Origin of the sequence: Streptomyces sp. NPDC059456 (genome assembly GCF_042750055.1) — a bacterium.
In the GTDB taxonomy this organism is placed as follows: Bacteria; Actinomycetota; Actinomycetes; order Streptomycetales; family Streptomycetaceae; genus Streptomyces.
This window is the reverse complement of record NZ_JBHYVA010000087.1, coordinates 1-18,493: the sequence shown is the minus strand read 5'-3', so window position 1 is coordinate 18,493 and position 18,493 is coordinate 1. Positions and strand designations below refer to the sequence as shown.

Sequence of the window (18,493 nt, the reverse complement as noted above, 5' to 3'; positions counted from 1 at the left end):
GAACAGCAGCGTCACGAACCGCACGATCGTGCCCGCACCCAGCACGCGCTCGTCGATCCGGGCGGGGGCCGGGGCGGACGCGGACGCGGGCGCGGGCCCCGGTTCCCGCCGCGGACCGGTGACGGCCACGGGGACGGCCTATCCCTGGCCTGCGGACGCCCCGTCCGGGGCCGGAGCGCCGTCCTCCGGGCTCCCGCCCCGACCGGGGCCCGCGGGGACGGCCGGGGGCCCGGCCGCCTCCGCGCCCTCTTCCCCGGGTGTGCCGGCCAGCGCGAGCCGGGCCACCACGGCGTCCGCGATGACCTCGGCCCGGCCGGCGGAGAGCCCGCGCTGTACGGACGCCGCACGGACGAGGGCCCGTACCTCGGCCAGCTGTTCACGGGTCAGCGGCGGCACGGTGACCGGTGCGGCCGGACGGCGCAACAGCCGCCGCAGCGCGCCGGTGAGGCGGGCACCGGTGCGGTCCAGGGCGGCGTTCACCATCCGCTGACCGACCTCGTCCAGTACCAGCCACACCACCGGGGTCACGAGCACCGCGACCTCGCCGGCGCCGAATCCCAGCGGCTCGCGCTGCCGGCCCCGGCCGCGCAGCCGTCGTACGACCGTCGCGTCGTCGAACCGCCGCAGACCGGCCAGCAGCGGCAATTCCTCCGGCGCCAGCTCGCTGACGGCCGCATGCACCAGATCACGTACGAGCGCGTGGCCCGGCCCGGCGGTCGTGCCGTCGCCGGAGGCGTCCGTTCCCGCTGCCATCAGGTCCCCCTCGGGTGTGTCGTCGGCCCCGGCCCACCCCGGGACCGCCCACTGTGGCACGGCGGATGACGGTCCGACAGGGGCCGTCGGGAGACCGGCGCGGGACCTCCACGGCCGGTGGGCCGGCCGGAGAGCGCGGCCGGCGCGGATAATGGCACCGCGCCCGGGCTGCCCCGCGCGAACGGCCCGTACCGATCCGAGAGACGAAGAGCAGAGTCCATGACGCTGAAGGAAGGCCAGCGCGTGAAGCTGGCCGCGGACACCAGACTGACCGACCTGGCTGCGATGACGCAGGACTCGGCGGCCTCGCCGGGGGCCGTGGCCGGGTCCCTCCTGCTGGCGGCGGGCATCGAGGGCACCGTCGAGCGCGTGGTCGCGCACGAGCACCAGAGCCACGGTGCGCGCGAGTACGAACGGCTCACGTCGCTCCTCGAGGCGTTCGGCCGGGACATGCCCCCGGGGAGCAGGAGGCAGCTCGAAGAGCAGATCGCCGCGCTGGAACCGGAGTGGACCGCCTATCAGGAGCAGCGGCAGCGCGTCACGGTCCGCGTCCGCTTCGATCTCGGACTCATCCTCGACGACGCCCAGGAGGACGCCTTCACGCCCGCCTGACCGGAGCGTCAGCCCTTGGGGCGGTTGTCGCGGAACGCCTCGTCGTGGGCGGTCCGCTACCCCTGGGTCTTGCCCCGCTCGTCATCGTCGGGGTTCACGGGCGACGGCGGCGGCGGTGGGTTCCGGCAGATCGGAGGGCTGCCTGTCTTCGTGCCGGCGGTCTTGCCCAGGAGGTACCCGGCCCGACAGCCCTTGTGGTGGGCGTCACCGGGGCCGCGTCCCAGGAGGTGACAGGGCTCCGGGGCGGCCGCGACCGACCCGGAGGGGGGTCTGCGTGCCCGAGTCGGCGCCGTCCGCCCGGCCCCGTACGGCGTACGGCCGGTCCGCTCCCGGGGGCGGACCGGCGGGCGTTGCCGCAAGTCCACCGGTGGGTTATAGGTTGATCATGGCGAGGAGCGGGGACGGATGTCCGAGCGCGTGATCGACGCCGGTGGTGTCCGGTTGTGCACGGAGTCCTTCGGGGACCGGTCGCAACCGCCGGTCCTGCTCGTCATGGGCACCGGGGCTTCGATGCTCTGGTGGGAGGAGGGCTTCTGCCGGATGCTCGCGGAGGGCGGGCGGTTCGTGATCCGCTACGACCACCGCGACACCGGCCGATCCGTCACCTACGAGGCCGGGCGCCCCGGATACACCGGTGCGGACCTGGTCGAGGACGCCGTCGCCGTGCTCGACGCCCACGGGATCCCGGCCGCGCACGTGGTGGGCGTCTCGGCCGGAGGGGCGCTGGCACAGCTGGCCGCTCTGCGCCATCCCGGCCGGGTCCTGTCCCTCGTCCTGGTCAGCACGTCACCCGCGGTTCCGGTCGACCGCGAACTGCCCCCGCCCACCGCCGAGTTCATGGACTTCATGGCGTCCGCCCGGGTCGACTGGTCGCAGAGCGCATCGGTGATCGATCACCTGGTCGACTACCTGCGCGTCCTCGCGGGAGGCCGGCGCCCGTTCGACGAGGCCGCCGCGCGTGACCTCGTCCGTCGTGACGTCGCACGCGCGGACGACTTCGCCGCCGTCCGCAACCACGACGCGCTCGCGGACGGAGGGCCGTCGCGAACTCCGTTGTCGGCGATCGCCGTTCCCACACTGGTGATCCACGGGACGGCGGACCCGATGTTCCCGCTCGGGCACGGAGAGGCACTCGCCGAAGAGATCCCGGCAGCGCGACTGCTGCCCCTGCACGGCGCGGGTCACGGCGTCGACCGGGCCGACTGGACGACCGTGGCCGAAGCGGTCCTCGCGCACACGGCGGCAGCCGGCCGGGGCGGGAACGCCGGGGCGGGGACACGGCGATGAGCGGTGCCGCGGTGCCGTGCACGTTCCCGAGGACAGCGTGGCGGGTGGGGCGTAGGCTCGGCCGCAGGTGAGTCGGACCCCGACGAGACCGCGGGAGGTTCCATGACCGCGCTCGGTGACCTCATCGAGATCGACGACCGGACGGTGCTGGTCCTGGGGCAGGAGCTGGACGTCGAGCACGGCCGGCCGGACGTCGGCAACGCCCTCGTGCACCGGGCCGGCGACACCGTGGTGTTCGTCGACACCGGCGTCACGACCGTCTTCCGTGCGGCACTGCGCGCGGCGGCCGACCGCGTCGGGCCCTGGTCCAGGGCGCTGGTGCTGACCACCCACGGCCATGTGGACCACATCGGCAACAACGATCTGGCCGACGAACTGGGAGTGCCCGTCGAGCACTACGTCCCCGCCGGTGACGTCGACCAGATGCGCGACCCGCAGTCGTACTGGGTACGGGCCTTCGAGCGCATCGCCGCTCTGGGGGCGATGCCCGCACCGCCCGCCCCCGCCGCCCGCATGCTGATGTCGCTGTTCGAGCCGATGCGGCCCTTCGCAGAGACGACCCGCACCTACGAGGAGCTGCCGCTGGAGCGGGTGCGGATCGGTTCCGTCCGGTTCACCGGCTGGACCTTCGCCGACGGCGCGGTCCGCGTGCTCCGCAGCCAGGGCCACTGCGCCGGGCACGTGATCGTGCACCTGAGCGACTGCGGCGTCCTCCACCTGTCCGACGAGGGCAACGGAGCCTGCGGTGCGATGGCCGACGCCGACCAGCTCAAGATCCAGACCGTGCTCGGCGCCGTCGCCCGCCTCTTCGAGGAGGAGCAGGCGGCGCTCCTCACCGACGGTCACACCTTCGCCCTGCGCCGCGGCTCCGAGGCGGTGTCCTTCCTGGACGGGCTCCTGGACCAGGCCACCGCCCTCCAGACGGCGGCACTCGGACTGACCGGGGAGGGCGGGACGGTCCGGCCGAGCGCGTTCGCCCCGCGCTACGCGGAGGCCTTCGCCGCCCTGGGGGCCGGCGGCGCCAACCCCAACGCCATGTTCGCCGCCATGATGGCGGTCAACCAGCTGCGGGAACTCGGACTGCGGCCGGAGTCCGAGGCCGTCGACGCGCCGTGGGCCCGGCCCGCGTTCTCGCACACGGCGCCGGCCGCGCAGACGTTCCCGGCCTGACCCGGCCGGGGCGGGTGCCGTGCCGGACCGGCGGTCAGCCGGCGAGGGCGACGAGGCGCCGGTATTCGAGCTGGTCGGTCCGTCGGGCCGTGAGATGGACACGGACGTCGGTGAGGAACTCCTTCATGGCGGTGTAGCCGGCCGCGTACGTCGCCTCCTGCTCGGCGGCGTCCGGCGGCATCCACAGGATCAGCAGCGGCTCGTTGCGGCGCGCGCCCTCGGGGGTGGCGAAGGAGAGCTCGTGGACGACCAGGCGCGGCGCGTCCGCGGGCAGTGCGGCGACCAGCTCGTCCTGCGTCAGATTGCCCTCCAGGTCCACCTCCAGGGCGGCGGGGGCGTCCTCGTAGCGGAGGATCACCGTGTTGATCTCCCGCGTCTCCTTCAGATGCTGGAGGGCATCACGGGAACCCTCCGTAAAACTCACCGGACTGCTCACAGGGCTCCCGTTTCGATCGCTGCGGTCACGTGGTCTTCAACGCCGCGGAGGCCGTGGAGGATGCGGCGCGGACGCGGCGCCCGCGGGCCCGGCCCGCCCGGTCGCCCCGCCTCGCCCGCCTGCCCGGGCAGGCGCGTGCCCCGGCGGCCCCTCGGCAGCCGGGGTGCGCCCCGGGATCCGTTCGCGGAAGGTCAGGTGGCGAACGGGAGGGGTTCGGTGTGTCCGGCGCGGATCGCGTGGATGACGGCGTCGTGCAGGGTGCGGCTCGCGTCCTCGCTGCTGCACGGGACGGGGCTTCCCACGAGCGGGAGCCACTCCGACGCACCGCTGTACTGCACGGTCACGTGCGCCAGGCGCTCCTCCTCGGTCCAGGTGGTGTGAACGTCGAGCTCACCGGTCAGGACCGGCCCGCCTTCGCCGGTCCGCACGCCGTCACGCCCGGCGAAGACCCCGCGCGTGGTCCACGATGCCCAGCTCATACGGCCTCCCTGCTGCGTTCGTCGTCCTGCCAGTGTGACCGCGTCGGCCCCTGCGCGCCCCTGCTGGGCCGTGCAGGACGCACCCGGCGGGGCGGGCCGCCGCTCCGCGCCGCGGCCGAGCCCGTCACGGGCGGGCCTTCAGGCCCGGGGTCCGTCGTCGCCGTCGGCGGGCAGGCCCAGCCGGGCGGCCACGGCGGTCAGGGCCGCTCCCAGCGGCAGTTCGACGCGGGTGACGGCGTACTGGTCGCCCCGGGTCGGGTCCCGGTTGACGATCAGGACCGGCTTTCCGGCTTCGGCGGCCTGCCGGACGAGCCGCAGCCCGGACATCACGGTCAGCGAGGAGCCCAGTACCAGCAGCGAGGCCGCCTCGCGGACCAGTTCGCGGCACCGCTCGACCCGCCCCGGCGGCACGGCCTCGCCGAAGAACACCACGTCCGGTTTGAGGATGCCGCCGCAGAGCGTGCAGGGCACGACCCGGAAGCCCCCGACCTGCTCGTCGGTGAGGTCGGCGTCACCGTCCGGGTTGATCCCGGCCGCCACCGGCTCGAACAGCGGATTGGCCTCCTCCAGCCGCGTGGCGAGCTCGCGGCGGGGGCGGACGGCACCGCAGGACAGGCAGACGACCCGGTCCAGGCCCCCGTGGAGCTCCACGACGCCGTCGCTGCCGGCCGCCCGGTGCAGCCCGTCGACGTTCTGGGTGATCGTGCCCGCGAGCAGTCCGTGCCGCCCGAACGCGGCCACCGCCCGGTGCCCGGCGTTCGGGCGGGCGCGGGCGAAGGTGCGCCAGCCGAGATGGCTGCGGGCCCAGTACCGGCGCCGGGCCTGCGCGCTGCCGGTGAAGTCCTGGTACGTCATCGGGGTGTGCCGGCGCAGGCTCCCGCCCTCGCTCCGGTAGTCGGGGATGCCGGACTCCGTGGAGAGGCCCGCCCCGCTCACCACCAGCACGCCACCGGCGCTCAGCACGTCGGCGACCGGTGCCACGTCCGTCGTGCCCGGAGGCAGGTCCGCGGCGGGGGTCCAGCTCAGAGTCGGGCGCATGCGCATGCCGCCAGGGTACGGAAACCACCGCGCCCGGCGCCGGGCGCCGGCGCGCCCGTCACGGTCCGGAGGTCCGCGGCCGGCCGGTGAGCAGGTCGGCGACGGCCGCGATGCCGTCCGTGATGGCCCGGATCCCGACGTCGCCGAAGCCGAGGACGAGCTGCGGGGGCGCGCCGGCAGGGGAAGCACGGCAGTCGCTCATGCCGTACAGGCCCACGGACCGGGCGCGGGCGGCCGCGATGACGTGGCGTTCGTCCGCGCCCGCGGGCAGCTGCGCGACGGCGTGGAAGCCGGCGGCGAGGCCGGTGACCGGCAGCGCGGGGGCGTGCTCCGCCAGGGCGGCGAGCAGGGCGGTGCGCCGGGCCGCGTACGTGGCGCGCATCCGGCGCAGGTGGCGGTCGAAGCGCCCGGACCGGATCAGGCAGGCCAGCGCGAGCTGGTCGAGCGTGGGGGTGCCCCGGTCGCTGCGGTACTTGCGGCCGGCGAGCGGTTCGGCCAGGGCGGGCGGGCAGAGCATCCAGCCGATGCGCAGGGCGGGGGCGAGGGACTTGCTGACGGTGCCGAGGGAGACGACGCGGTCGGGGGCCAGGCCCTGGAGCGCACCGACGGGTTCGCGGTCGTACCGGAACTCGGCGTCGTAGTCGTCCTCGATGATGACCGCGTCACGCCGCCGTGCCCACTCGATCAGGGCCAGCCGGCGTTCGGGGGCGAGGGCGACGCCCGTCGGCCACTGGTGGGCGGGGGTGACGACGACGGCGCGGGCACCGGTCGCGGCCAGTGCGTGCACGTCGATGCCGTGCTCGTCGACCGGTACGGGCACGGCGTGCAGGCCCGCCGCCGCGGCGGCCGCCCCCACGGTCGCGGGCGAGCCGGGATCCTCGAAGGCCACGGTCCGCACGCCCCCCTCCGCGAGGACGCCCAGCGCGAGGCCGAGGCCCTGGGCGTAGCCGTTGCACACGACGATGTGCCCGGGGTCCGCGGCGGCGGACCGCACCCGGCGCAGGTAGCCCGCCAGGACCTCGCGCAGGACCGCGCTCCCGCGCGGGTCCCCGTAGTCGAACTCCGCGGTCGGCATGGCGCCGGCCGCCTCCCGGGTGGCCCACAGCCAGTCCCGGACCGGGAAGGCGCCCAAGTGCGGCACGCCCCAGCGGAAGTCCGCCATCAGACGGGGCGCCGCGCCCCCCGGACGGACGGTGGCGGGGGGGGGGGCGGCCCCGCAGCCCCCCCACCCGCGGGGGCGCCGCGCCCCCGGGCCGGCGGGGGGGGGGGGGGGGCGGGGCGCCCGCCGCCACGCGGGTGGCGGAGCCGGGACGCGTCACCAGGTATCCCTCGGCCTGGAGCTGGGCGTAGCACTCCTGCACCAGACCGCGCGAGACACCGAGCGTGCGCGCGAGCTCCCGGGAGGACGGCAGCCGTTCGCCCACCTCCAGGCGCCGGGTGCGGATCGCGTCCCGCAACCCGTGTTCCAGCTGCGCGCGCAGCGGGCGGCCGCTGCTCCTGTCGAGGACCAGCAACAGCTCGGGCGGAGAACCGGACCACTCCCACGTCATGGAACCGGACCTTACCGGCGGTCCGGTCGCCGGCTTAGCGTCCTGCCGTGACCGAGAAACCAGACACCGCCTCCCCGCCGCTCCCGGTACGCCCGCCGTTGCTGACACGGCCGTTGCTGCTGCGCTTCGTGTCCATGCTGGGCGCCTCGGCCGGCTTCTACCTGCTGCTCGCGGCGGTCCCCGGCTACGCGGCCGCCTCGGGTGGGGCGGGGAGCGGGGGCGGTGGGGCGGCAGGGCTGGCCACCGGCACGCTGATGCTGGCGACGGTGGCCGGGGAGCTGGTGACGCCCGCCCTGGTCGACCGCCACGGCCATCGTGCCGTGCTGGCCGTCGGACTGGGCCTGCTGGGCGCACCGGCCCTGACGCTGTTCTGCTCCCACAGCCTGTGGTGGATCGTGGTCGTCTGCCTGCTGCGCGGGCTGGGTTACGCGTTCACCCTCGTGGCGGGCGGTGCGCTGACGGCGTCGCTGATCCCGGCCGAGCGGCGCGGCGAGGGACTGGCCCTGGTCGGGGTGGTCGGCGGGGTGCCCGCGCTGGTGATGCTGCCGCTGGGGGCATGGCTGGCCGAGCACGCGGCGTACGGGACCGCCTTCACGGCGGGAGCCGTGGTCGCGCTGGCCGCGATCGCGGCGGTACCCGCTCTGCCCGACCGGATCCGTGCGCCGGGGCGGGCCGTCGGCCTCTCCGAAGGGGTGCGCAGGGCCGGACTGCGCCGCCCGGCGGGGTCCATGGCGGTCACGGCCGTCGGCGCCGGGATCGTCGTCACCTTCCTGCCCCTCGCCGCTCACGGCGCGGCGGCGGGATCGGTCGCCGTCGCGCTGTTCGTGCAGTCCGCGGCGGCCACGGCCGCCCGCTGGGTGGCCGGCAGGTACGGTGACCGGCGCGGCTTCGCCGGGCTGGTGCTGCCCGGTCTGCTCCTGTCGGCGGCGGGCACGCTGCTCATGGCGCTCACCGACGACCCCTTCGCCGTGGTCGCCGGGGCCGGCGTGTTCGGAACCGGGTTCGGCATCACCCAGAACTCCACGCTGGCGCTGATGTACGCACGCGTCCCCGCCGTCGGCTACGGCACCGTCAGCGCGCTGTGGAACGCCGCCTACGACATCGGCATGGGCGCCGGCGCCGTGGCCTTCGGCCGGCTCGCGGCGGGGACCGGGTACCCCTGGGCCTTCGCCCTGACCGGCGTGGCGATGCTGACCGCCGCCGTCCCGGCCCGCCGCGACCGGCGCGAGCCGACCGCCGGCACCGCGACCGGCCCTTGAGGCCCGGCCCCGGCGCGGCCGTCGGCATCAGCGCAGGACGAGCAGGTCCAGGGACGACGTCAGATCCGCACCGACGGGGGCCTCGTCGGCGAGGACGGCCTCGCGCAACCGCTCCTTGCCGCGGTCGAACTCCTCGTCCGTCAGACTGCGCATCAGCGTGTCGGCCGTGCGCAGCGCGTCGACCCGGTCCAGGAGTTCGGCCAGGCTCGCCAGGTCGGCCTGCGGTACGGGCTCCAGCGCCTCCATGGCGAAGCCCGCGGCGGCGAAGGCGGCGCAGGTCTCCTCGACCGACGGGTAGGTGTCGAGCAGCCGGGCGGTCTCGGGGAACCAGCGCACGATGCGGAGCCGTTCGCCGCGGCCCGCGAAGGCGTTGCGGATCAGCACCGGCGCACCGGGGCGCAGCACGCGGCGGATCTCCCGTGCGGCCGCCACGAGGTCGGGGACGTGGTGGGTCACCGTGGACAGCCATGCCGCATCGGCGCCGTCGTCCGGCACGGGCAGCGACGCCGCGTGCCCCTCCCGGACCTCGATGCCCGCGCGCCGGGGAATCAGGGCGCGCATCGCCGCGGCGGGCTCGACGGCCACCACCTGCACGGCGAACCAGTCGCAGAAGGCCGTCGCGAAGGCCCCCGTGCCCGCGCCGACGTCCACGACGGTCATGCCGCGGACCGGCTCCAGATGCCGCCGGACGGCCTCCTCCCAGGCGCCCAGCCCCTCGCGCGGGATCTCCCGGGCGGCCTTGAACGAGGCCGCCGTCACACCGTCGTAGTCGATTCTGGCCATGGGCACCCCGTCCGTTCAGGCGTTGCAGGAGGGCAAGAGGATAGCTCTCCCGTGATCGACGGGGGTGCTCCCGCGGCTCCGGGGACCGGCGGCCGACTGCATGTCACCACCCGCTTCCGGCCCGGGCGTTGTCAGTGGTCACCGATAGCGTCGGGGGAGTGGAAGAGCCGTTTTCCGACAGGAGTGACCGATGACCGACAACGGTGCGCAGCCCGCACTCAGGGTGGTGCTGACCGACGTCAACGAGCGGGTGGTGAAGGCCTGGCGGGCGGCCTTCGCGGACACGCCCGAGATCGAGATCCGCAGGGGCTCGATCCTCGACGAGGACGTCGACGCCTGGGTCACACCGACCAACTCCCGGGGCCGGATGGACGGCGGGGTCGACGCCGCCGTCAAGCGCCACCTCGGAAGCGGGATCCAGCTGCGCGTGCAGCGGGCCATCCGCGACCGGTTCGCCGGCACCCTCCCGGTGGGCAGCGCCGTCTGCGTCCCCTCGGGAGCGACCGTCCCGCGGTACCTGATCTCCACGCCGACGATGGTGCAGTCCTCGGAGAACGTGCGGGACACCCTGAACGTGGCGCTGGCGTGCGCCGCGGCCTTCCAGGCCGTCCACCGGCAGAACCGCCTGGTCCCGGGCAGCATCCGCTCGGTGGCACTGGTCGGGATGGGCGCGCAGACCGGCCGGGTGCCGGCCCGGGTCTGCGCCAACCTGATGTGGACGGGCTACACGCTCTTCCACGACCACTGGTTCGAGGACGACGACCGGCTGCGCGCCACGATCACCGCCCAGCTCGACGGCATCGAGAACGCGCCGGTCACCGAGCGGGTGCGCATCGTGCCGCCCCCGGGTAATCCGCCCGCCGCCGGTCCCCTCCACCCCACCGCCCTGACGACCGGGAGCCCTTCCGCCGTGAACGCCGACGCCACCACCCCCGCCCAGCCCGACGCGAACGACCCGCTCGGCCTCACCGAACTGTTCAAGGGCGGCGGTGAACCCTGGCTGCCGCTGCTGAAGCCCGTCATCGAAGCGCGGCCGGATGCCGCGCAGTTCATCGGCCAGAGCCGCAGCCCGCAGGTCGTCCCGGTCCGTGAGCTGACCTTCCAGGCCCTCAAGCCGCACCCGCCGCACAAGTGGAAGGTCGTCGTCTTCGGCCAGAACCCGTACCCGCGGCCGGAGAGCGCCACCGGGATAGCCATGTTCGACAACACCTTCAACGACTGGAAGGACAGCCAGTTCGGCAGGGTCGTCAGCATCCGCTGCCTCATCAAGGCGGCCGCGATGTGGAAGTACGGCATCGCCAAGAAGACGCCCATCGCCGACGTCCGCGCCCTGTTGAAGGAGCGGAACACGGTCCAGCCGCCGGAGTGGTTCCAGGCGATGCTCACACAGGGCGTGCTGCTGCTGAACGCCTCGCTGACGGCCAGCGGCGACGGGGCGATGGGAGCCGAACAGCACACGGCGTTCTGGCGGCCCGTCGCCGAACGGATCGTCGAGGAGATCCTCAAGGCCAAGCAGGAGGCCGACGAGGAGGACCGCGGTGTCGTGTTCGCCTGGTGGGGCGCCCACGCCCGCAACCTGAAGAAGATCGTCCTGCGGCTCCAGGAGAAGTACCCGGACGTCGAGGTCCGGCACATCGACCACGCCAACCCCGCCGCCCAGGGCGACATCTTCTGCGAGGGCGACCACTTCGCCCTGGTGAACGAGGCCCTCGCGTCGCTGGGCGCCGAGGGGATCGACTGGCTGCCCAGCACCGGGTGGAACGAGCAGGCGGCGCAGGCCGGCGGCCCGGGCGGGGACGTCGCGGCCCGGATGGGGGCGTTCATCGCGTCGACGATGGAACTCCACCAGCTGTACCTGGAGCGGCTCGGCAGCGTCAAGGACGAGGGCCTCGTCCTCCCGCCGATCACCGGTGTGTTCGACACGCCCCTGATGGACTTCCAGGACGCCGCCGCTCCGGTCGCCGCTGTGCTCTCCGGGCTCGGCGGGCACATCGAGCGGTCCCGTGAGTTCGGCAAGCGGCGGGCGGACGAGACGGCGGGCCGGCTGTCCGCCGACGCCATCGCCGCCCTCTACCTCTACACCTGCGAGTCCGCGTTCTACCGCGAGATCAACGCCGTGCTGCGCTCCCCGGACCGCACCAAGGTCGCGCCCTACCTCCCGTACCTGCGGCTGCTGTTCTCGGCGGTGTCGGCACTGCCCGCCCAGACCCGGCCGCTGTGGCGCGGTGTGTCGCTGGACCTGCGGGCGCAGTACCCGCTCGGCCGGACCGTGACCTGGTGGGGCGTGTCCTCGTGCACCTCCGAGCTGAACGTGGCCCGGTCCTTCCTGGGGAGCCGCGGCAAGCGGACGCTGTTCGAGGTGACGCCCGCCCGGGCGGTGGGCATCCGGCGCTTCTCCGCCTTCACCGGCGAGGAGGAGTACATCCTCGCGCCGGGCACCCAGCTCAAGGTGACGGACGTCAAGGCCGAACGCGGCGGCCTCTGCACGATCAGGCTCACGGAAGAGGAAGCCGCGCCCCTGGTCTCCTGACCACGCCACCGCTGCCGGGGCGCCACCCGGCCCGGTCAGCCGTTCAGGTGCCTCGTCCAGTCCTGTGGGACCCGGTCGGCCGGGCCCGGGGCCGGCTGGTCCGCGGGGTGGGCGGCCGGCGGGGTCAGCTCGGGACCGGACTCGTACAGGGCGTCGCCCTTGTAGTCCCAGAACCACTCCTCGCCCGGCTCGAAGCTCTGCACCAGCGGATGCCCCGTGGACTTCCAGTGGGCGGTGGCGTGCTGCGCCGGCGAGGAGTCGCAGCAGCCGATGTGGCCACACTGGGCGCAGCGCCGCAGGTGGAACCACCAGCCGCCCACGGCGTCGCAGTCGGCGCAGCCGGTGCCGCTGGGCGGGACGCTCGGGTCGATGCCGTCGATCTCGGTCATACGGGCTCCTCCGCGGTGTCGGGCTCGGCGTTGACGTCGGTCTCGGCAGCGGGGGCGGTCTCGGCATCCGGGTCCGTCAGCGGCAGCAACACCTGGAAGCGGGTGTCGCCCGGTGCGGATTCGACCTGGAGGCTGCCGTGGTGCTTGTTGACGACGATCCGCCAGGAGATGTCGAGGCCGAGACCGGTGCCCTCGCCGACCGGTTTGGTGGTGAAGAAGGGATCGAAGATCCGGCTGCGGATGTCCGCAGGGACACCGGGCCCGGTGTCGCGGAACTCCACGAGCAGCCGGTCGCCCTCCCGCGCCGTGCGGACCGTCAGCGTGCCCTCGCCGCCGGTGCCGGCGATCGCGAACACGGCGTTGTCGATGAGGTTGGTCCACACCTGGTTGAGCTCCGCCGGGTAGGCGGGCACGTCCGGCAGGGAGCGGTCGTAGTCCTTGACCACCCGCACCCGGGGGCCGATCTTCCCGGACAGCATCAGCAGGGTGCTGTCGAGGAGTTCGTGGACGTCGACGACGCGGTACGGGGCCCGGTCCAGCTGCGAGTACTGCTTGGCGGCGTCCACGAGGTGGGAGATGCGGGTGGTGGAGTCGTCGATCTCGTCCATCAGCAGCTCGGTCTCGACCGTGTAGTTGAGCCAGCCGATGGCCGCGGGCAGGATGTCCTCGGTCACGGCCGCCGCGACCTGCTCCAGCCAGTCCGTGTCCAGCCCGGCCTGCACGAAGGTCGGCGCGAGCCGCCAGCCCTCCGCGATGTCGTGGTCGTCCAGCCAGTCGGCGAGCTCGTCCTCCCGGTCGGACGCCTCCAGCGGGCTGAGCGCCGTCGCCTTCGCGACGCGCTCGACGGTGCGTTCCTGGATCTCGATGAGGCCGGCGATCGTCTCGCGCGAGTACTGGCCCTGGGAGATGTGGGCCAGCTTGTGCCGCATCTTGCCGACCCGTTCCCGCAGGGTCGCCGTCGCCCGGACGGCGGCCGCCGCCGGGTTGTTGAGCTCGTGGGTGAGGCCGGCGGACAAGGATCCCAGCGCCAGCAGCCGTTCGCGCTGCCCGATCGCCCGCTGGGTGTTCTTGGAGCCGAAGAACAGCCCCTCCAGCAGGTGCGCCGCCATCGGGAACCACTCCCGCATGATGTCCGCGAACGACTGCGCGGGCAGCACGAAGAAACGCGTCGGCTCGGTCACCCGCATCGAGTTGGTGTACGTCTGCGGCACCTGGTCGCCCAGGTACGCCTGCATGGCCCCCGCGTACACGCCGCGCTGCGAGGTGCGGCTCACCTCGACGTCGTCGCCGCCGACCCGGCGGGACAGTACGACGGTGCCCTCGACCATCACGTAGAAGCAGGTGGCCGGGTCACCCTCGGTGTACACGGGACCGGGTTCGAACCGCTCCACCCGGCCCTCGCCGCACAGGTGCCCGAGCTGCTCCGGGGAGAGCTTCTCGAACAGGAACAGCGAGGCGATCTCCCGCGGGCTGCACGGCATGACCTGCCCGCTCATGACTGCTCCAGGTACCGGTGTACGAGCATCACGGCCATGGCTCCCTCTCCGACGGCGGACGCGACGCGCTTCGCGGACTGGGCGCGCGCGTCGCCCGCCACGAACACGCCCGGAATGTTGGTCTCGAGGTGGTAGGGCGGCCGGTCCAGCTCCCACTCGGCCGGCGGGCGCCCGTCCGGCGTGAGGTCCGGCCCGGCCAGGATGAACCCGCGCTCGTCGCGCAGCACGGTGCCGTCCAGCCAGTCGGTCAGCGGGGCCGCGCCGATGAAGACGAACATCCACTGCGCGTCGACGAGTTCGCTCGCGCCGGTGTCCACGTCCCGGAGCGTCAGCTGCTCCAGGTGGCCGTCCCCGTGCGCCGCCTCGACGACCGTGCGGGTCCGCACGGTGATGTTCGGCGCCTCCTCGATCTGCTGGATCAGGTAGTACGACATCGACGCCGTCAGCGACTCCCCGCGCACCAGCAGGGTCACCGACTTCGCGCCCCGCGCCAGGTACATCGCCGCCTGACCGGCGGAGTTGGCGCCGCCCACGATGTACACGTCCTGCCCCTGGCAGGAGGCCGCCTCGGTGAGCGACGAGCCGTAGTAGACCCCGCAGCCGGTCAGGTCGTCGCAGCCCGGCGCCAGCAGTTGCCGGTACGACACACCGGTCGCCAGGATCACGCTGTGCGCGGCGATCGCCGAGCCGTCGGAGAACCGGACGACGCGCGCCGCGCCGTTGACCTCCAGCCCGGTGACCTCGCGCGCCGTGAGGATCTCGGCGCCGAACCTGCCCGCCTGGCGGCGGGCGCGATCCGTCAGCTGCGCGCCGGACACGCCGTCCGGGAAGCCGAGGTAGTTCTCGATGCGGGAACTCTGGCCGGCCTGCCCGCCGGTCGCCGAGCGTTCGACGAGGACGGTCCGCAGACCCTCGGAGGCGCCGTAGACGGCCGCACCGAGACCGGCCGGGCCGCCGCCGATGACGACGAGGTCGTAGAAATCGGCGGCCGGTGTCGTCGCGAGTCCCACGTGGGCCGCGAGTTCGGGCGCCTCCGGTTCGACGAGCACGCCGCCCTCCGGCGTGATCACCAGGGGCAGCCGCTGCCCGTCGGCCCCGGCCGCCTCCAGCAGCCGCCGCCCCTCGGGCTCGTCGGAGGAGTACCAGCGGTACGGCACCTGGTTGCGGGCCAGGAACTCCCGTACCTGCGAGGAGCGGGCCGACCAGCGGTGACCGACCACCTTGGTGGCGGGCACCGGCCGGTAGTCGCTGGAGCGCCAGGCCGTGATCAGATCGTCCAGGACCGGGTAGAGCTTCTCCTCCGGCGGGTCCCAGGGCTTGAGCAGGTAGTGGTCGAGGTCGACGACGTTGATCGCGTCGATCGCCGCGTCGGTGTCGGCGTACGCGGTCAGCAGCACGCGCCGCGCGCCCGGATAGACCCCGAGCGCCTGTTCGAGGAACTCGATGCCGTTCATCTGCGGCATGCGGTAGTCGGCCAGGATCACCGCGACCAGGTCGCCCCGCAGTTTCAGCTCGCGCAGCGCCTCCAGCGCGGACTCGCCGGACTCGGCGCGCACGATCCGGTACTCGGCGCCGTAGCGACGCCGCAGGTCACGGGCGATGGCCCGGGAGACCCCCGGGTCGTCGTCCACGGTCAGGATGACGGTCCGTGACGCTGCGTCGGCAGCCTGTGCCATGCCTTCTCCACCCCGAGTGTGCTGTGGGCGGGTGGCACGCCGAGCCGCCCGCGCCGGTTCCCGCCCATCGTAGGTTCGATCGCCCCGAACCGCGCCGGGACGCCGCGGACCGTGCGCTGCGCGTACGGAACCGGTCGCTCCCGGTCAACAGGAATCGCACTTTCCGGTGGGCTTGCGCTCGCGGCCCGCCACCCCCGGAAGCACGCCTGAGCTGGTACGAAGCGGACGCGGACGCCGCCGCCGGAGCGGTGCGCCGGTCGGGTGGTGCACCGCGGGCCGCGTGGATCCGGGAGCGGACGGGGGCATAGTGGGAGTGTCGTTGCGGGCAGCGCCGCGGGCGCCCCGGCCGCCGGATGCGGGGCCTGCACGGCCCGCGAGCGCCGGTCCGCACCACCGGGTCCGCGCAGCCCCCGGGCTTGGGGGGCGGACGGGCGGGCAGGCGCCGGGAGCCCGCACGCCGCGGGCCGGAAGGCACAGGAGCGAAGAAACATGGTGGACGTGGCAGAGCCCTCGGGAACGCGAGCGGTCCTACGGGAACCGCAGCTGCACGGCGGCGGACCGGCAGGTGCCCCGTGTGCGGCCTGAGCGGCGAGATGCGCTTCGACGGCGGCCGTCCCGACCTGGCCGCGGTCGCCCGCATGACGGACACGCTGGAGTCGCGCGGGCCCGACGGCCGGGGCGCCTGGTCGCAGGGGGCGGTCGCCCTCGGACACCGGCGGCTGAAGATCATCGACCTGTCCGAGCGGGGCGCCCAGCCCATGACCGACGACCGGCTGGGGCTCACGGCGGTCTTCAACGGCTGCATCTACAACCACCGTGAAGTGCGCCGCCGGCTCGAGGACATCGGACACCGCTTCCACTCCGAGTCCGACACCGAGGTGCTCGTCAAGGCGTACGCCCAGTGGGGCCGGCAGTGCGTCGACCTCCTCGTCGGCATGTTCGCGTTCGCCCTCGTGGAGCACCACACGGGCCGCGTGGTGCTCGGCCGGGACCGCCTGGGCATCAAGCCCCTGTACGTCACCCAGGACGCCGACCGGCTGCGCTTCGCCTCCACCCTGCCGGCCCTGCTGGCGGGCGGGGGAGTCGACACCTCCCTCGACCCGGTCGCGCTGCACCAGTACATGAGCTGGCACGGGACGGTCCCGGCGCCCAGGACCGTACTGGCCGGAGTACGGAAGGTCCCGCCGGCCACCGTCCGCATCGTGGAGCGGGACGGCACCCACCACGACCACTGCTACTGGCAGCCCTCCTACACCCGCCACTCCGAACTCGGCGCGGACCCGGCGCTGTGGCGGGAGGCCGTCCACGACGCGCTGCGCACCGCGGTACGGCGGCGCACGGTCGCGGACGTCCCCGTCGGCGTCCTGCTCTCCGGCGGCCTGGACTCGAGCCTGATCGTGGCCCTGCTGGCGGAGGCGGGGCAGGAGGACCTCCCCACCTTCGCGATGGGCTTCGAAGCGGAGAACGGCGAGGAGGGCGACGAATTCCGGTTCTCCGACCTCATCGCCGGCACCTTCGCGACCGACCACCACAAGTTCATGATCCCCACCGGCCGGCTCCCGGCCGCGCTGGAGGGCGCGATCGGCGCCATGAGCGAGCCGATGGTCAGCCATGACGCGGTGGCGTTCCACCTCCTCTCCGAACAGGTCGCCAAGGACGTCAAGGTCGTGCTCTGCGGACAGGGGGCGGACGAGGTGTTCGCCGGCTACCGCTGGTACCCGCCGATCGCGGCGGCCACCCGGGAAGGCGCGCCCGCGGCGTACGCCGACGCCTACTTCGACCGGACGCACGGCGAACTCACCGCCATGCTGCACCCGGCGGTGGCCGCCGCCCGTGACGCCTCCACGGAGTTCGTCCGGGCCCACATGGCAGGCCCCGGCGCCGACACCGCCCTCGACGCGGCCCTGCGGATGGACGTCCACGCGCTCATGCCCGACGACCCGGTCAAGCGGGTCGACAACATGACGATGGCCTGGGGCCTGGAGGCGCGCGTGCCGTTCCTGGACCACGATCTCGTCGAACTCGCCGCGGCCTGTCCGCCGGAGCTCAAACTGGACCAGGGCGGCAAGGGCGTGCTCAAGGACATCGGCCGCAAGGTCCTGCCCCCGGAGATCGTGGACCGCCCCAAGGGCTACTTCCCGGTGCCGGGCGTGCGGCACATGGCCGGGCCGGTGCTGGAGCGGGTACGGGAAGCCCTGACCGCACCGGAGGCGCGCCGGCGCGCGGTCTTCGACCAGCGGCACGTGGCCGCGCTGCTGGCGGAACCCGACCGGCACCGTGCCCGGCGCGGGGCCAGCACGCTGTGGCAGGTGGCCTCGCTGGAGATCTGGCTGCAGGTGCACGGCATCCACTGATCCGGGGCGGCCCGCCGGCGGTGCGGCCCCGGCGGGGCGCAGACCTGTGCAGAGAGGCGGAGGGAGGAGGCCATGCCCCTGGACCGTACGCAGCCCACGGCCGCGTCCACCGGCGCGCCGGAGGTCCCCGTACCGGCACCCGCGCCCGTCCACGTGCCGGACGACCACCACGGCGATCCGCCGGCCCTGCTCACCGCCCACGGATGCTGGTACCCGGCGGCCGACCCCACCGGCGAGAACGTGGCGTTCATCTGCGACCGGGCAGGGGTCCCTCAACTGTGGTGCGGACCCGCCCGGAGCCCCGAGGCCCACGTCCTCGACGCCGACCCCGACCCGGTCACCGAGGTGTCGTGGTCCCCCGACGGGCGCTGGATCGCGTACACCTCGGCCCCCGGCGGCGGCGAGCACACCCGCGTCCTGGTGGTGCGCCCCGACGGGACCGGCCGGCGCCTGCTCGCCGGCGCCGAGACCGGCGGCACCGCCCACCTCGGGTCCTGGACCCGCGACGGCTCCGCCCTCGCCGTCACGATCGCCTGGTCGGCGGAGCCGGCCGCCGAGCACAGCGGGCCCGGACACCTCTCGCAGGACGCCTCCGCACGGCTCGCGACCTCCGCGGCCACCTCCCCGGCGGGAGGCCCCGGAGCGGCCTGGACCGAACGCGGCGGACCCGCGACCCTCCTC

At 74.2% G+C, this 18,493-nt stretch carries 16 protein-coding genes and 1 pseudogene; 7 read left to right on the top strand and 10 right to left on the bottom strand.

Going from position 1 to position 18,493, the window contains the following annotated elements; all coding sequences use genetic code 11:
* Positions 1-138: 138 nt before the first annotated feature.
* Positions 139-753, bottom strand: a complete 615-nt coding sequence (locus ACFXA3_RS11025; RefSeq protein ID WP_385184966.1) for a hypothetical protein — start codon at positions 751-753, stop codon at positions 139-141.
* Positions 754-972: 219 nt separating this feature from the next.
* Here ACFXA3_RS11025 and ACFXA3_RS11020 point away from each other — a divergent pair, with 219 nt between their 5' ends.
* The 3 genes from ACFXA3_RS11020 to ACFXA3_RS11010 all read left to right on the top strand — a co-directional run bounded on the left by ACFXA3_RS11020 (position 973) and on the right by ACFXA3_RS11010 (position 3,822).
* A complete protein-coding gene (locus ACFXA3_RS11020) occupies positions 973-1,365 on the top strand; it encodes a hypothetical protein (protein WP_385184963.1) in 393 nt (130 codons plus the stop codon).
* A gap of 405 nt (positions 1,366-1,770) precedes the next feature.
* Positions 1,771-2,652, top strand: coding sequence for an alpha/beta fold hydrolase (locus ACFXA3_RS11015; protein WP_385184961.1), 882 nt, complete (start codon positions 1,771-1,773; stop codon positions 2,650-2,652).
* 102 nt (positions 2,653-2,754) lie between these two features.
* Positions 2,755-3,822 carry an MBL fold metallo-hydrolase gene (locus ACFXA3_RS11010; RefSeq protein ID WP_385184959.1) on the top strand — a complete coding sequence of 356 codons (1,068 nt, stop codon included), beginning with the start codon at positions 2,755-2,757 and terminating at the stop codon, positions 3,820-3,822.
* Positions 3,823-3,856: 34 nt separating this feature from the next.
* Here the strand turns inward: ACFXA3_RS11010 and ACFXA3_RS11005 are convergent, their stop codons facing one another.
* From ACFXA3_RS11005 to ACFXA3_RS10985, 5 genes and pseudogenes are all read right to left on the bottom strand, one after another.
* A complete protein-coding gene (locus ACFXA3_RS11005) occupies positions 3,857-4,246 on the bottom strand; it encodes a cofilin family protein (protein WP_385184957.1) in 390 nt (129 codons plus the stop codon).
* 203 nt (positions 4,247-4,449) lie between these two features.
* Entirely contained in the window at positions 4,450-4,737 is a 288-nt protein-coding gene (locus tag ACFXA3_RS11000; RefSeq protein WP_385184954.1) for a hypothetical protein, read from the bottom strand.
* Between the two features lie 138 nt (positions 4,738-4,875).
* Entirely contained in the window at positions 4,876-5,781 is a 906-nt protein-coding gene (locus tag ACFXA3_RS10995; protein WP_385184952.1) for an NAD-dependent protein deacetylase, read from the bottom strand.
* 52 nt (positions 5,782-5,833) lie between these two features.
* Positions 5,834-6,937, bottom strand: a complete 1,104-nt coding sequence (locus ACFXA3_RS10990) for a PLP-dependent aminotransferase family protein (RefSeq protein ID WP_385184950.1) — start codon at positions 6,935-6,937, stop codon at positions 5,834-5,836.
* Positions 6,938-7,124: 187 nt separating this feature from the next.
* Positions 7,125-7,325 (bottom strand): annotated as a pseudogene (locus ACFXA3_RS10985) (GntR family transcriptional regulator); the annotation flags it as partial.
* Between the two features lie 47 nt (positions 7,326-7,372).
* Here ACFXA3_RS10985 and ACFXA3_RS10980 point away from each other — a divergent pair.
* The gene (locus ACFXA3_RS10980) at positions 7,373-8,584 is read left to right on the top strand and encodes an MFS transporter (RefSeq protein ID WP_385184947.1); all 1,212 of its coding nucleotides are present in this window, start codon (positions 7,373-7,375) and stop codon (positions 8,582-8,584) included.
* A 27-nt stretch (positions 8,585-8,611) separates the two neighbouring features.
* Here ACFXA3_RS10980 and ACFXA3_RS10975 read toward each other — a convergent pair whose 3' ends face one another.
* Entirely contained in the window at positions 8,612-9,367 is a 756-nt protein-coding gene (locus ACFXA3_RS10975; protein ID WP_385184945.1) for a class I SAM-dependent methyltransferase, read from the bottom strand.
* Between the two features lie 190 nt (positions 9,368-9,557).
* On the opposite strand from ACFXA3_RS10975, the gene ACFXA3_RS10970 reads away from it, so the two are divergent.
* A complete protein-coding gene (locus ACFXA3_RS10970) occupies positions 9,558-11,897 on the top strand; it encodes an ADP-ribosyltransferase domain-containing protein (protein WP_385184943.1) in 2,340 nt (779 codons plus the stop codon).
* Between the two features lie 35 nt (positions 11,898-11,932).
* Here ACFXA3_RS10970 and ACFXA3_RS10965 read toward each other — a convergent pair whose 3' ends face one another.
* The 3 genes from ACFXA3_RS10965 to ACFXA3_RS10955 are packed head-to-tail and all read right to left on the bottom strand — an operon-like array spanning position 11,933 to position 15,458.
* Complete coding sequence (locus ACFXA3_RS10965) at positions 11,933-12,286, bottom strand: UBP-type zinc finger domain-containing protein (RefSeq protein WP_385184940.1); 354 nt, start codon at positions 12,284-12,286, stop codon at positions 11,933-11,935.
* The gene (locus ACFXA3_RS10960) at positions 12,283-13,782 is read right to left on the bottom strand and encodes an ATP-binding protein (protein ID WP_385184937.1); all 1,500 of its coding nucleotides are present in this window, start codon (positions 13,780-13,782) and stop codon (positions 12,283-12,285) included. Before ACFXA3_RS10960 ends, ACFXA3_RS10965 begins: the two co-directional genes overlap by 4 nt.
* Positions 13,779-15,458, bottom strand: coding sequence for an FAD-dependent oxidoreductase (locus ACFXA3_RS10955; protein WP_385184934.1), 1,680 nt, complete (start codon positions 15,456-15,458; stop codon positions 13,779-13,781). Before ACFXA3_RS10955 ends, ACFXA3_RS10960 begins: the two co-directional genes overlap by 4 nt.
* Positions 15,459-16,030: 572 nt before the next feature.
* Here ACFXA3_RS10955 and ACFXA3_RS10950 point away from each other — a divergent pair.
* The gene (locus ACFXA3_RS10950; RefSeq protein WP_385184931.1) at positions 16,031-17,812 is read left to right on the top strand and encodes an N-acetylglutaminylglutamine amidotransferase; all 1,782 of its coding nucleotides are present in this window, start codon (positions 16,031-16,033) and stop codon (positions 17,810-17,812) included.
* 72 nt (positions 17,813-17,884) lie between these two features.
* Positions 17,885-18,493: TolB family protein (locus ACFXA3_RS10945; RefSeq protein ID WP_385184928.1), on the top strand; the 609-nt coding region annotated here is incomplete at its 3' end.